Annotated in this window: 13 protein-coding genes; 11 read left to right on the top strand and 2 right to left on the bottom strand. The window is 49.4% G+C overall.

Going from position 1 to position 13991, the window contains the following annotated elements:
- Positions 1-49 precede the first annotated feature (49 nt).
- The 7 genes from WFK81_RS08085 (at position 50) to bacA (ending at position 6484) form a co-directional block, all read left to right on the top strand.
- Entirely contained in the window at positions 50-790 is a 741-nt protein-coding gene (locus tag WFK81_RS08085; RefSeq protein WP_336785935.1) for a DsbA family protein, read from the top strand.
- Between the two features lie 5 nt (positions 791-795).
- The gene (locus WFK81_RS08080; protein WP_336785934.1) at positions 796-1245 is read left to right on the top strand and encodes a disulfide oxidoreductase; all 450 of its coding nucleotides are present in this window, start codon (positions 796-798) and stop codon (positions 1243-1245) included.
- Between the two features lie 241 nt (positions 1246-1486).
- Positions 1487-2575, top strand: a complete 1089-nt coding sequence (locus tag WFK81_RS08075; protein WP_336785933.1) for a nitric oxide synthase oxygenase — start codon at positions 1487-1489, stop codon at positions 2573-2575.
- A 34-nt stretch (positions 2576-2609) separates the two neighbouring features.
- Positions 2610-3746 (top strand): DUF3900 domain-containing protein, encoded by a 1137-nt coding sequence (locus tag WFK81_RS08070; protein ID WP_442956035.1) that lies wholly within the window; start codon positions 2610-2612, stop codon positions 3744-3746.
- A gap of 14 nt (positions 3747-3760) precedes the next feature.
- Positions 3761-4120, top strand: coding sequence for a Lin0512 family protein (locus WFK81_RS08065; protein ID WP_336785931.1), 360 nt, complete (start codon positions 3761-3763; stop codon positions 4118-4120).
- Between the two features lie 127 nt (positions 4121-4247).
- Positions 4248-5546, top strand: coding sequence for a hemolysin family protein (locus tag WFK81_RS08060; RefSeq protein ID WP_336785930.1), 1299 nt, complete (start codon positions 4248-4250; stop codon positions 5544-5546).
- Positions 5547-5695: 149 nt separating this feature from the next.
- Entirely contained in the window at positions 5696-6484 is a 789-nt protein-coding gene (gene bacA, locus WFK81_RS08055) for an undecaprenyl-diphosphate phosphatase (protein WP_336785929.1), read from the top strand.
- 55 nt (positions 6485-6539) lie between these two features.
- On the opposite strand, the gene WFK81_RS08050 is transcribed toward bacA, so the two are convergent.
- Positions 6540-7952: a hypothetical protein gene (locus WFK81_RS08050; RefSeq protein WP_336785928.1), complete on the bottom strand. Its 1413-nt coding sequence runs from the start codon at positions 7950-7952 to the stop codon at positions 6540-6542.
- Positions 7953-8170: 218 nt separating this feature from the next.
- On the opposite strand from WFK81_RS08050, the gene WFK81_RS08045 reads away from it, so the two are divergent.
- Entirely contained in the window at positions 8171-8449 is a 279-nt protein-coding gene (locus WFK81_RS08045; RefSeq protein ID WP_336785927.1) for a hypothetical protein, read from the top strand.
- Between the two features lie 49 nt (positions 8450-8498).
- Here WFK81_RS08045 and WFK81_RS08040 read toward each other — a convergent pair whose 3' ends face one another.
- Entirely contained in the window at positions 8499-9137 is a 639-nt protein-coding gene (locus WFK81_RS08040) for a DedA family protein (RefSeq protein WP_336785926.1), read from the bottom strand.
- A 197-nt stretch (positions 9138-9334) separates the two neighbouring features.
- Here WFK81_RS08040 and WFK81_RS08035 point away from each other — a divergent pair, with 197 nt between their 5' ends.
- The 3 genes from WFK81_RS08035 to WFK81_RS08025 all read left to right on the top strand — a co-directional run bounded on the left by WFK81_RS08035 (position 9335) and on the right by WFK81_RS08025 (position 13788).
- A complete protein-coding gene (locus tag WFK81_RS08035) occupies positions 9335-10750 on the top strand; it encodes an MDR family MFS transporter (protein ID WP_336785925.1) in 1416 nt (471 codons plus the stop codon).
- Positions 10751-10773: 23 nt separating this feature from the next.
- A complete protein-coding gene (locus tag WFK81_RS08030; protein WP_336785924.1) occupies positions 10774-11748 on the top strand; it encodes a serine hydrolase domain-containing protein in 975 nt (324 codons plus the stop codon).
- Positions 11749-11829: 81 nt separating this feature from the next.
- Positions 11830-13788 carry a stalk domain-containing protein gene (locus tag WFK81_RS08025; protein ID WP_336785923.1) on the top strand — a complete coding sequence of 653 codons (1959 nt, stop codon included), beginning with the start codon at positions 11830-11832 and terminating at the stop codon, positions 13786-13788.
- The last annotated feature ends 203 nt before the right edge of the window (positions 13789-13991 follow it).

Here is a 13991-nt window from a genome sequence, read left to right as displayed (position 1 = left end):
TGGATACGGCCAAGGACATTATTCAAATGCCGGGGAGGAATGGACAAGTTTGGGCACTCAAGCAAAAGCAAAGGCCAAGCAGCAGCGGCCAAGACAAGGCACTTACAAGCAGCCGGTAAGAAAGCAATCCAATAAATCTCTTATTGTTTTGACGCTGGCGATCGTGGCCGTAATCGTAGTGATCATTTTAGGCATTAATCATCAATCGAAGCAGCAAGCCGAGCTGGCGAATAAGGTATACGATATCGATTATACCGGCCTGCCGGTTAAGGGTAATACGGAAGCTCCCGTCAAAATTGTCGAGTTCGGCGATTACAAATGCCCGGTATGTCAGTATTTTGCGCAAAACGTGGAGCCGCAGCTGGAGAAGGACTTTATCGATACGGGAAAAGCGGCTTTGTATTTCGCGAACTATACGTTTATCGGTCCTGACTCAACAACTGCAGCATTGGCTGCCGAAGCCGTACAACAGCAAGGCGGCGACGAAGCGTTCTGGACTTATTACAAAACGATTTATGATAATCAGAAGGACGAGAAGACCCAGTGGGCAACCTCGGACTACCTTGTGCAGCTCGCGAAGGATGCGAAGCTTACGCTTGATTTTGACAAGCTGAAAAAGGATATCGACGATAAAACGTACCAAAGCGAAGTAAACAAAGACAATGCAAAAGTAGGACCGCTTAATGTGACGGGTACGCCAACTCTCTTTATTAACGGAGTCCAATATGCCGGCAACCTTGATTACGCTAGTATCAAAGCGGCAATCGACAAAGCTGTGAATAAGGAGTAGGGAACTTGACAACGACAACCGAATCCGAAATCTATGAAAGCTGGTTTCAGCGATATGGTTTATATTTGGCTTGGCTTGTCGCTTTAGTCGCTACCGGCGGATCCTTGTATTTTAGCGAAATCCGCGGATTTATTCCTTGCGATCTGTGCTGGTACCAGCGGATCTTTATGTATCCGCAGGTTATTCTGCTAGGAATCGCGGCTTATCGCGGCGACCGCCGCATCATCGGATATGTTCTTCCGCTTAGCATCATCGGAATGCTGATCTCGATCTACCATAACTTCGAAATCTGGTTTCCGAAGGTAGGCGATATGATGCCATGCCGTTCAGGTATTCCGTGTAACTACGATTATCTGAACTGGCTTGGCTTCATCACGATCCCGTTGATGGCGCTGACCGCTTTTATTCTAATTACCGTTCTTCTGGTGCTTGGGCGCCAAAAAAGCGAATATTGAGATGACTAAATCGCCTGTTTCCCTCTCGGGCAGGAAGAAGCTTACTCCAGCTTTTTCTTGCAGCAAGGGAGAAGGCGATTTTCTTTTGAAATTAATCCTTTCAAACCAATTGTGACAAGCCGGTTAAATGAAACCATGAACAATAAGTGAACGCGCCATATTCGCCCACGGCAAGGTGGCATGCTCCTTCAAAATACGTTATCGTAAGAAGAAAGTTGTTGGATAGAGAGCAGGTGCGAGCATGATTGCAACAGAATTATATAAAGAGGCGGAGCAGTTCATCGGGAATTGTTATAGCGAGCTGGGCAAGACGGAAGCAGAAGCATTGGACCGTCTGAAGGAAATCGAGCAGTCGATTGAGAGTAAGGGTTATTACGTACATACGTTGGAAGAGCTTCGGCATGGAGCAAGGATGGCCTGGCGGAACAGCAATCGTTGTATCGGCCGGTTATTCTGGCAATCGCTTGAGGTCATCGATGCGCGTTCGTTACAGGACGCGGATCAAGTGGCAGGGCAGATATTTAACCATATTAAGTATGCGACAAACGAAGGGCGAATCCGTCCGGCCATTACGGTGTTCGCTCCGCAATACGGGGATCGGCAGATCCGGATTTGGAACCACCAGCTGGTGCGGTACGCAGGTTACGATACGGAGAGCGGAATCCTGGGGGATCCGGCATCTTTGGAGTTTACCCGGGTGTGCATAGCTTTGGGCTGGAAAGGGGCGAGAACCGCATACGATGTGCTTCCGCTTGTTATTCAGGTGAATGACGATCCTCCAAGCTGGTACGAGCTGCCGGAAGGACTGGTGAAGGAAGTACCGTTGTCTCATCCCGAAATTGAACGATTTGAAGAACTCGCGCTGAAATGGTACGCGGTACCGTTTATTTCGGATATGAAGCTGGAGATCGGCGGTATCACGTACACGGCCGCGCCGTTCAACGGCTGGTATATGGGGACGGAGATCGGAGCGCGCAATCTTGCCGACTTCAACCGATACAATAAGCTTCCCGAGGTTGCCAGACTGATGGGACTGGATATGTCGACCAATACATCGTTATGGAAGGATCGTGCGTTAACCGAGCTGAATGTCGCGGTTATACACTCGTTCAAGAAGCATGGCGTCAGCATTGTGGACCATCATACGGCGGCTGAGCAGTTCATGCGGTTCGCCCAGCAGGAGCAAAATAACGGACGGCCGCTGACCGGCCGATGGTCCTGGCTCATCCCGCCGATGTCGCCTTCCACGACTCCGGTATGGCATCGCGGATTTGACAATACGGAGCTGAAGCCTGCGTACGGCTATCAGAAAGCTCCATATTCGAAATAATTAATAAGCTTAGGTCATGGGGGAAAATGAAAAAGTGGATTTCAGAATGGAATATCTTTCTTTCTTCGTTATTGTAACGGATGGCGAGGACAGTTCTTCGACGAAGCGGTATAAGCATTTTCAAACGCTGGAGGAAGACGACTACGAAGACAGCGAGATCAAACGTTTTCTCGACGGGGAATTTACGCGGATTGTCAAAAGAAAAGTAGAACGCAACCCAAATACGGAAAATGCGCCTACGAAAATCGGCCGTTTCATGGTTGAGCCGGGTTACGAGCTGGGAAGCAACCAGAACTATAACCTGTTCCAACGCTTGCGGGAGGCTGACTCTAAAGAGCGCTTCATCGGAATCGCCGACGAGCTTGTACATATCTATATGGATACGACGGCCGTACGGGGCGGAGCTTTTATCATTGCGCGGGCAAAGCTTAATACGTATTTCGACGAACCGTTCCTCTTCCTGCTTAAATGCGATTTCGAGCCTAAGATTGCAAGGATATCCGATGAACGGAGCCTGATCTCCCATGTCGAAATGGCAATCAGCATACGCGGGATGAAGTCGATTCAATATCCGCATATGCCGGAGGAAGGGTCGCTTGACCATTGGGAGCTCAAAATCCATCAGGCCTCCCATGCTCGTTATTTCGAGGATTTCCTGAAGTTTGTATCTTACGAAAAGCCGCTTCCCGAGGTTATGGGCGAGCAAGTGTTGGGCATGGTCCAGCAGTACATGGAGGATAAGTGGCAGGCTGAGCCGGAAAGCACGGAAAGACGCGAGGAAGAGAATGCGATCGAGGTATGGGCAGCCAGCGAGAAGCGCGAGCTTCAGGAATATTGGACCCATGAGCAGGTGAGCACGGCTTCGGCAGCGCTTGTCGAGCAAAAGCCGGATCTGCCGTTTTCGTTCAAGCTTGGCGGCGTAACCGTTAAGGGGCTGCTGGCGGACTTCGGAATCACGCTGCATTTTGCTAAACATAATGGACGTTATGTTGCCGTAATTGAAGGAGATGCCTTCCAGTTCGAAAAAGGGGTCTCGCCTGTCGAATTGCTCCTGCCTCCGGATCTGGAGCAGCTCTTGCCCATTATCGGCACTAACGTCAAGGAAGAAGAACCGGCTATACAGCCGTATGTTGAGGAATCATCTGCTCAAGATGATGACGTACCTTGGTAACGGAGGGGAAGATAATGGACAAATTATTTTTTATTGAGATCGGGATGGGTTGCGACCTGCACGGACAGAACGTAACGAAAGCCGCGGTAAGAGCCGTTCAGAACGCGATCCATCATAATTCGATGCCCGGACTGCGCTCGGTCCTGCCGGGTGGGACTTTGGACAACATGAAGGTCCATGTCAAGCTGGCGGTGCCTTGCGACAAGGAGCTGCTTGACGTGGACCAAGTGAAAGCCGTATTGCCTTACGGTCAGGTCACGGTGGAAATTATGGATGGCGGTATGATGACGACAAGCGGAGTTGTTCTGCCGGACAAGGATGACAAAAACGATCTGATCTACATCGTTAACGCGTCAGTGGAAGTTGGGTATTAATAAGAATCGCTAGTCGAACCGTATCCGGATCTTGCTGATCTGGATACGGTTTATTTTTTCAGGATTCATGAACGGCCGGGAAGGGTAAAATACATGTAATTACGAACAGTGCCGAGGAGAGACGCTTATGGTTCTGAAACTGATCTTGTTTGCGGTGCTGCTGTTTTGTTCTGCATTCTTCGTAGCAACAGAATTCGCAGTTGTCCGTCTCCGCCCCAGCCGGGTGAACCAATTGGTCGCGGAAGGTGTCCGGAATGGGGCAGCGGTACAAAATGTAATTACGCATTTGGACAGTTATTTATCCGCTTGTCAGCTAGGCATCACGATTACTGCGCTGGGTTTAGGTTGGCTTGGCGAGCCAACCGTACATGACTTGCTGGATCCTTTGTTCCACAGCCTGCATATTGTCGGGAACTTGGTTAATGTGCTGTCCTTTATAATATCCTTCGCAGTCGTGACCTATCTTCACGTCGTGCTCGGCGAGCTTGCGCCAAAGACGGTTGCTATCATTAAACCGGAGCAAATCAGTTTAACGGCAGCTCCGATTATTATCGTTTTTTACAAAGTCATGTTCCCGTTTATTTGGCTGCTTAACGGCTCTGCCAACAGCATCGTCCGATTGTTGGGCTTCAAGCCGACGGGAGAGCATGAGGCTCATTCGGAGGAAGAGATCAAAAGCATTATGTCGGAGAGCTTCGAGAACGGCAAAATCAACCAAAGCGAGCTCAGCTATGTGAACCGGATCTTCGAATTCGACGAGCGACTGGCACGGGAGATTATGGTACCGCGCACCGACATGGTATGTTTGTTTATCGAGAATTCGAAGGTCGATAACATTTCGATTATCCGTCGCGAGCAATATACGCGGTTCCCGGTTGCGAAAGGCAGCAAGGACAATATTATCGGCATTATCAATACGAAGCAATTCTTCATGCAGTACTTCGGCAATGATGAGACCGATGTGGCTACGCTTCTGCAGCCGGTTATGTCGGTTCCGGAAGTGATGCCAATCAAGAAGCTTCTGCGGAAAATGCAGCAGGAGCGGGTGCATATCGCTATATTGCTCGACGAATATGGCGGGACCTCGGGGCTAATTACCATCGAGGATATTCTGGAGGAGATCGTTGGCGAGATCCGTGACGAATTTGATGCTGATGAAGTGAAGGAAATTGATGCTATCGAGCCGAATCGTTTTATTGTAGACGGCAAAGCATTGATCAGCGAGGTGAATGATGCGCTCGGCTCCCGCTTGGAAAGCCATGACGTGGATTCAATTGGAGGCTGGCTATTTAATCAATACCCTGATCTGCAGGTTGGGGTGCCTCAGGACTATGAGCATCTGACTTTTATTATCCGCGAGAAGGAACGGCATCGGATCCGTAAGATCGAAATCATCGTTCATGTCGTTAGCCCCGTTAATGAATAAGGACTTACGAGCCGTATTCCGTTATCGGGGATGCGGCTATTCTCCTAAAACGTTGGTTGCTTTCGCTTGTCTCGTCCATGTGCTATGATAATAAGGTTGGTTAATCAGAAAAATAAGCGAAAGAAAATTTAGGAGATGGAGGACTACATTTGGGAGATTTATTTAATGCCATTATTATGGGCATCATTGAAGGCCTTACGGAATTTTTGCCTGTCTCTTCAACGGGCCACTTGATTCTGACAGCAGAGTTGTTAAACTTCCAGGATAACCGGGCGAAGGTCTTTGAGGTTGTTATCCAATTAGGCGCCGTACTTGCCGTCCTCGTGTTGTACTGGAGAAAGTTTCTAGGCTTGCTGAAATTCGATTTCAGAAAAGGATCGGGCGTTAACGCCATTCACTTTGTTCTTGCCATGATTCCTGCCGGAGTAATTGGCGTTTTGTTTCATGATGTTATCAAGGATTATTTATTCAGCTCCGCAACGGTGCTTGTTGGTCTCGTAGCAGGCGGTATCTTAATGATCGTAGCGGACCGGTTGAAAAAGAAAGTTACTGCGGAAGAGCTGGATGACATTACATACAAGCAAGCTTTTGCAATTGGTATGTTCCAGGTTCTCGCATTGTGGCCAGGCTTCTCCCGTTCCGGTTCAACGATCTCGGGCGGCATGTTCTTTGGCGCAAGCCAAAAGGCCGCGGCTGAATTTACGTTTATGGTATCGGTGCCGATTATGGCGGGGGCCAGCGGTATCGACTTGATCAAAAGCCGCGAGTTCCTTACGGCATCGGATGCGCCGCTCTTTATTATCGGATTCGTTGCTGCTTTTATCGTTGCGATGATCGCGATTGTAACTTTCCTGAACCTGATCAAGCGTCTTAGCTTGTCGTGGTTCGCGTATTACCGCTTTGCTCTTGCGATTGTATTTGCCTTTATTATTTTGTAAACAGCAAAAGGATGATCCTGATGGCTATGCGCCAAAGGGATCATCCTTTTTATGATTAGACTAAGAACATCGCTACAACCGTAGTAACGCAGAGACCGATAATGACGGGCTTCAGATTGCGGCGCGCCAGCTCGAACGGGCTGACTCCGCAAATGGCCGCGGCAGGGATAAGCGCCCACGGTACAAGCGTACCGCCGCCTACCCAGATTGCCGCAACCTGGCCGAGAGCGGTCAAGGTGGCTACGCCGGAACCGATGGCGCTTCCGAACAGCTGGGCGATGGAGCCAGCCAGCGAAATGCCGGAGAAGCCGGAACCGTCAAGGCCGGTAACAGCGCCAACCAATGTCAGTGTAACGGAGCCAACCCCGACATTCACCGGTACATGATTCGCAAAGGCAACGCCAAGGTCGTTGACGATGCCTTGAGAGCCGGCAGGAAGCGTATCGCCAAAGATGGCGGTGAAGCCGGAATCACCCAGATAGAAGAATGCCGCGATTGGAATGACGGGGCCAAACACCTTAAAACCGAATAAGAAGCCTTCGATCAGATAATTCGTTGTTTTCTCCAAGCCTTTACTCTTATGAGCGAGCATCGTGATGAGGAGCAGGATGAAGATTGCGGTACCGCCGACAAGCGCTGTTGCATCGCCGCCCTGCAAATCCATGACGAACATGGTGACAACGTCGACGGCAAACAGTACAGGAATCAGGATAGCCAGCGTTAGTTTGGTGCCGTGGGACAGCACATTTTTGAAAGCAAGATCATCTTCCCCGGTCAGCTCTTTATCGCCTTCCACATTGGAGATAATGCCATCGTTCCATTTACCGGTCTTCATATCGCGGCGCATCATCCAGAAGGCCGTGACAGTCGTGACCAAACCCATTACGATTATTAGCGGAACACTTGCTTCCATGACATCGCTAACCGGCAAGCCGGCCGCATCGGCCGTCAGCTTTGGAGCGCCTTGAATGATGTAATCGCCGGACAACGCAATGCCGTGGCCAAACAAGTTCATCGCCATTGCGGCTCCTAATGCGGGAAGGCCAACTCTTAACGCAACCGGCAGCAACACGGCGCCAATCAAAGCTACGGCGGGAGATGGCCAGAAGAACCACGAGGTGACCATCATAATGAGGCCGATTCCCCAGAAAGCCAGGGTAGGCGTCCGCAGGAAGCGGGCAAACGGGGAGATCATCACTTCATTTATGCCAGTCCGGATCAACACCCGGCTCATTGCGACAATTATGGATATAATGAGGATAGTGCCCATTAGTTCTTTAATGGCATAAATAAAGCTGTTAAACACACCGCTGACGGAATCGCTCAGCGATTCGGTTGCCAGTAGGCCTAGCAAAAAGATGCCGACGATACAGATGAGCGACGTATCGCGCCGCATCACCATAAAGCCGATTATGGCGACGATAAAGACGAGATACACCCAATGCAGCGCCACTAAATCAATGGCCATAGAATCACCCTCTCACGGGATACGCGGCTTCGGTAACCGCTGCCGTAATGTACAGTATGCAAGGCCGTCTATAGGCGTTCATCACGGGTCCATGAAATGTGCTTAACCGCCTTGAACATTTGTTGACGAATGCGGCAAACCGTATACAATTAGAGGGCAGGCTATTTTTAGCAAATACAAACGGAAAAATTGAATGACCGGAAGGAAGTTTAGAACAGATGGATAAGGTTAAAATTTTGGATGCTTCGATGACTTATACGAAGGAAGAAGGTTATGTTGGCCGTATTCAATTCGAAATGACCGGCCAGCCGAATCAATATGAAATGACCATTCATAGCCGGAAGAGAACGGAATGGGGGTATGGCCTCTTTTTCCTTCACGAATCGGGCGACGAGGACCAGCTGCTGGCGGTAGAGGACCTGCTCGAAGAGGATGACGAGCTGTTTGATTACCTGGTGAACGCGGCGGAAGAAAAATTAGACCCGAAGTTCAAATAAAAAAACCTCCGGTTTCCCTTTAATAAGGGGTTCCGGAGGTTTTTTACTCCTACATCGGACGTTCAGCTTTTCCGTTCTTCTTCGCCGAACGGTTCCTGAAGTACAGCCAGGCTCCCGCGCCTGCCGCAACGGCAAGCAGGGCGTAGACAACAAGCATTCCGTTATTCGTTATCGAATCGCCTATTGCTTGCACTTGGTCGCCTACAAACGTACCCAGGATAAAATAGATAAGCGTCCAGACAAAGGCGCTTGGGTAAGCAAACAAAACAAAGCGTTTAAAAGTCATCTTGTTTGTTCCTCCTACAAACGGCATCACATGCCGCAGCACGGGAAGAACGAGGCCGATGCTTAGCGCAAAGCCGCCATACTTATCGCTCATGTTTTGAGCCTGATGAATAAATTTATCCATATTCTTTTTTTTCATGAACCAGTCGAATACTTTACTTCCCGCGAACCGGCCGATCGAGTAATTAAACGTCATCGCCGAGCATATTCCAAGGAATACCATCAGGTAAGCAGGCACGGGACTTAACAGACCCGATGCAACAAACGCGCCGCCCGTCATAACGACAACCTCGTTCGGAACGGGAAGCCCGATTAAGCCTAGGCATAGAACCAAAAAAAGCGAAACATAGCCGAACTGATCGATAATGGATATTAAATAATCGTAACCCATTTGTATATTCATCCCTTACATCAACAACGTTATTTGATTAAAAGAAGCTTTAATAAAGCTAACATAAAAAAAGGTTTTCCGGTAGGTCAAAATGGCTGTGTCCTTTGCCAAAAACCTCAAAAACCATTGATCTTTTCCGCAAACAAGTATCATAATAGATTGTTTCGCATTATTTTACCAAGTCATAAGACGTACGGAAAGGAGAAATAATGAGTACAACAACCAATAGACGTACCGTAACCGTTGCCTTGTATGTCGCGACTTTCCTGGCGGCGATAGAAGGAACTATCGTAAGCACGGCAATGCCGAGCATTACCGGTGAATTGCACGGAATCCAGCAGTACAGCTGGATTATCTCGATTTATCTGCTCGCCACGGTGATCACAACGCCGATTTACGGCAAATTGTCCGATCTGTTCGGACGCAAAAAAATGTTTATCGCCGGAGCGGGCATTTTCCTTCTGGGCTCCATGCTGTCCGGGCTTGCCGCCTCCATGCCGCAGCTGATTGCTTTCCGGGCGGTTCAAGGGCTTGGAGCGGGGGCGTTGACCACGATTCCTTACACCATTATCGGCGACTTATACCCTTTCGAGCAACGGGCTAAAGTCCAGGGCTGGATGTCGAGCATTTGGGGCATCGCCGGCATAACGGGACCGCTTGCAGGCGGACTGCTTGTCGATTACGTGTCTTGGCGGGCCATCTTTTATATGAATCTTCCGTTTGGCATCGTTGCGCTTGTGCTTCTAATGATGTCGATGAAAGAGGTGTCCGTGAAGCAGAAGCGGTATATCGATTATCCCGGCATCGCGGCTTTTGCGGCGGGAATGTTCGTTTTCTTGTATGCGCTGACGATTCTCCGCGAACCGGATGCCGCTCAATCTAGGATCGAAATTATATTGCTCCTGGCGGCAGCGGCGATCCTCCTGACGTTGTTCTACTTTATTGAAAAACGATCGCGCGAGCCGATCATTCCGCTGCAAATTTTTAAAATCCGGACGATAAGCGCCGTAAACGCAATCAGCTTTTTGATATGCGTGATAAATGTTGTTGCGATCTTTTACCTCCCGCTGTGGATTCAAGGCGTGCTTGGCGAAAGTGCGACATACTCCGGCATGGCAATGATTCCTCTGTCCATCGGTTGGCCGCTTGGGGCTATATTGGCCGGCAATTTTATTGCCAGGTTCGGCATGCGCCGCATTGCTGTAACGGGTTCGCTCTTTCTTATTGCCGGAAGCGCGGGCTTCATGCTTATGAACGCTCACACCTCCATCGTTTTGTTTATGATCTACACGTGCTTATCCGGCCTGTCGTTTGGCCTTTCATTAACAAGCTTTACCGTGGCGGTAACTTCGGCTGTCAGCTGGGAGCTGCGCGGAGCGGCGGTTGGCAGCAACAACTTTATCCGTACCCTTGGACAGACGGTGGGGATTGCCATGTTTGGTTTATTGCTGAACACCGGAAATACGGAAGCGATTGATGCGCTTAAGCTGGAGCACAGCCTTCACCGGATCTTTATGATTCTGGGCGTCATGTCGGTTATGGTGCTGCTGTCTATGTTTATGCTTCCGAAAGCAGGCGCAGAAGGCGGCCATGCCGCATCGGATACGGCGGATGCTCCTTCATAGAACCGGAAAGGCTGATTAATAGCATGTCTACATTAATAAATGATCCTTATTTACGTATCGTAGCGCCATCCGTTGCTAATCTGGATGAGTCGAAGCTGGAGCAGATGAAGGAATGGCTGGAGCCATGGAAGATGACTTCGGTCATCATTATGCGTGATGATGCAATAGCTTGGGAGTGGCATGCCAAGGGCGAGGATTCGGTAGGGCCGCTCTTATCCTGTACCAAAAGCGTGTTGTCCGCGCTTATCGGAGTTGCCATAGCAGACGGTCATATTCAAAACGTAGACCAGCCTATTGCGGATTATTTTGAAGGAGTGCCAGACGCCTCCATACAAATCAAGCATCTGCTGACGATGACCTCGGGCTGGGACTGGCCGGATTTCGATAAGCCCTACAAAGCGATGAAAAAAGCGGCAGATCCTATCCGGTTTGTTCTCGGGAGATCGATGATAAGCGAACCGGGGAACGCCTATCTCTACAATTCCGGAGGCTCCCATCTCTTATCCGCTATTCTGACGGCAGCAACAGGCCAAACCGCGCTTGAATATGCCACAAGCCGGCTGTTCCGGCCAATGGGGTTCCGGCAAGCGAAATGGACCTCGCATAAAGGAATTAATGAAGGGGGTACCGGTCTTCAATTATTCGGCAGGGACTTGGCGAAGCTGGGGCTTTTGCATTTAAGGGAAGGGGATTGGTTCGGCAAGAGGCTGCTGCCATCTTCATGGGTTCAAGAGTCGACGAAGAGGCATCACAGAGGACTTCTTCACTATGATCCGCCGATTTACGGGGCTTACGGGTACCATTGGTGGCAATCGCCGGCCGAGCATAACGGAGCGTTTGACTGCTATTTTGCTTTTGGACACGGCGGTCAATATTTGCTTATTGCGCCTGAAGAACGACTGGTTATTGTACTGCGAAAAGCATTGGCGGGACGGAACGAAGCCGTCAAATCCCGCAACCTTATATTTGAACATATTGCGGGAGCCTTAAAAAAGTAGGCTGTCAGGTGCAACCTTTTGCTCTGGGATGCGTTTAATCTATGTCTGTTCAAACCATCCCAAAGAGAAAAGGAGAATCCAATGTTTAAGAAAGTCAGCTTAGTTGTCCTTGCGGCATTGATGCTGTTCGCTATACCAGTAGCGGCGCAAGGCGCTTCCAATGGTCAGAATCAATTAATTCTTCTTCAAAAAACAAAGCAAATGTACCATAACGGCAAGCTTTACATGGCTGCACAGCCGCTTACCGAATTGAAAGGCACGACTTATATTTCCGCTACTGCCATTGCAGGCAGACTCGGGGGATCCGTGCTTTATGACGCGAACAAGAAGGAGTATGTACTTCGCAGCGCAATGAGCGAGCTCCGTTATGCGGTAAACAAGTCATCCTATACGGTAAATGGTACCCGCGCAACGTTTACAGGTGTGCCTTTTGTTCAAAACGGAAGTCTGATGATCCCGCTTCGTTCGGTGCTTCAGCCGTTCGGAATGTCGTTGTCTACGATTCCGGCACAAAAGAAGATCGTCTTGACTTGGACAACTAAGCCGGTAGCCAAGTTTAACATCGCGACTGGAGTTGTGTATGCCGGCCAGACCGAAGTGACCTACGGCGATTTGTCCTATTCGCCAAGCGGCGCAGCCATCGTGGGCGAACGCTGGCAAGGCAAACAAACCGTGTTCGAGGCAGCAGGTACGTATACGGTAACAAAATGGGTCCAAGATGCAAACGGCGTATGGAGCGATCCTTATTCGGTGACGATTAACGTACTCCCTCCGAATCTTCCGCCGGAAGCACGTTTTGCAACGGACAAGTCCTATTACAAAATGGGCGAACTCATTCAATACAATGATATCAGCACCGATGACGAGAACAAGATCACAAAGCGCGAATGGGTCAATAACGCTAAGGCTTTCTTCGAACCAGGCGAACAGACGGTAACGTTGAAAGTAACCGATGCGCATGGACTAACAAGCGAGTTCTCGCAGACGATTACGATTACTAACGAAACGCTGTATACCAAGCAGGAGTTCGATCAGCTTTACACCGATCAAGGCGAGAAATTCTCGATTGACGGCGCAAGCGTGCTTAAGCTTCCTACACAGCCATACACCGTTGTTTCGAACGGCCAGCAAACGTTCATCCGCAGCAACAGCCCCGAGATGATTAACGACGAGGGGATTTATTACCAGGATACGGCAAACGGAAATGTCCGTTTCTTGATTCACAACCAGAATAACCGTCCTAATCCGGTTAAGGTTTATATTGTAGCAACAAATGAAAATTCCACGGCAGCTACCGTAACCGATGAGCGTATCGGGCTTGGCGGTCCGGCACCTTACGTAACACAGTCAGGCAAAGCCGCTACGGCGAACTACCTGTTGTCGAGAACCGTTAATCCGGTTGGAACGGTGACTACCATTCCCGCGGGACAAAGCCGTGTTGTACTTAGCCCGTTAAGCAGCAAGGAAGTTGTGAACGGCCGCGTCATTACGATGTATGCGGATGTAACGACTTCCGCGCCGATCAAATTCAGCGTTATCGTGGTAGACGCAAGCAAAGACGTGCTGCAGGCACTTGCGCAGCTTCCGATTCTGCCTCGCGACGGCAAGCACGTACGCGGTACCTTCGAGCAAGCGAACCGCAGCATTAACGTTCTGCAGACGATTGGCGATGTTCCTTCCCGTATGATTCTGGCCGACAAAGTGGTAGATACCCGCTTGTCCGGTTATGACGTACTGACAGGTGACGCGATGTCCAATGACGGCAACAACGGTGCTTTGTACGTTCTGAATCTGTGGCACGTGCAGCCACATACGCTTATTGCCTTGAATCCGCGCGGCGGTCATTACGGCGGCGCATTCCTGATTAACAATAAGCTGGTCTACGCTACAAACACAACTATTCTGAGCAATGCGAACGAAGCGGGCGTCCTTTACCGGACGGGCGATTCCGAAGAGTCGGTATCGATCGTGTTTACGCCGGCATCCGGAAGCAACCTGCCGATTAACCTTCTGTTCCTGCCATTGCCTCAAGCGAAATAATAATTGGATGTAAAATGAAATGCCGATAAGAGCAAATTTGCTTTTATCGGCTTTTTTGCGTTCAATTACGTTAAATACATGTTAGGTATTCGAAGTGATCAACCAGAAAATAGGATTGTATTGCAAGATTAAGAGTTTATATGGTTAATTATATTCACATAACTATTGATTAAAGGAAATCTCTGATTTATGATGTTATATAA

It is taken from the genome of Paenibacillus sp. MMO-177, from assembly GCF_037147795.1.
Taxonomy (GTDB): Bacteria; Bacillota; Bacilli; order Paenibacillales; family Paenibacillaceae; genus Pristimantibacillus.
Note: the sequence above shows the minus strand (reverse complement) of the source record. Positions and strands in the feature narration are given on the sequence as shown.

What these genes read in the sequence shown, in the direction of transcription:
- WFK81_RS08075 (WP_336785933.1), top strand. Translation starts at nt 1,487, where the DNA reads ATGATTGCAACAGAATTATATAAAGAGGCGGAGCAGTTCATCGGGAAT.
- WFK81_RS08065 (WP_336785931.1), top strand. Translation starts at nt 3,761, where the DNA reads ATGGACAAATTATTTTTTATTGAGATCGGGATGGGTTGCGACCTGCAC.
- WFK81_RS08060 (WP_336785930.1), top strand. Translation starts at nt 4,248, where the DNA reads ATGGTTCTGAAACTGATCTTGTTTGCGGTGCTGCTGTTTTGTTCTGCA.
- WFK81_RS08050 (WP_336785928.1), bottom strand. Translation starts at nt 7,952, where the DNA reads ATGGCCATTGATTTAGTGGCGCTGCATTGGGTGTATCTCGTCTTTATC.
- WFK81_RS08045 (WP_336785927.1), top strand. Translation starts at nt 8,171, where the DNA reads ATGGATAAGGTTAAAATTTTGGATGCTTCGATGACTTATACGAAGGAA.
- WFK81_RS08040 (WP_336785926.1), bottom strand. Translation starts at nt 9,137, where the DNA reads ATGAATATACAAATGGGTTACGATTATTTAATATCCATTATCGATCAG.
- WFK81_RS08035 (WP_336785925.1), top strand. Translation starts at nt 9,335, where the DNA reads ATGAGTACAACAACCAATAGACGTACCGTAACCGTTGCCTTGTATGTC.
- WFK81_RS08030 (WP_336785924.1), top strand. Translation starts at nt 10,774, where the DNA reads ATGTCTACATTAATAAATGATCCTTATTTACGTATCGTAGCGCCATCC.
- WFK81_RS08025 (WP_336785923.1), top strand. Translation starts at nt 11,830, where the DNA reads ATGTTTAAGAAAGTCAGCTTAGTTGTCCTTGCGGCATTGATGCTGTTC.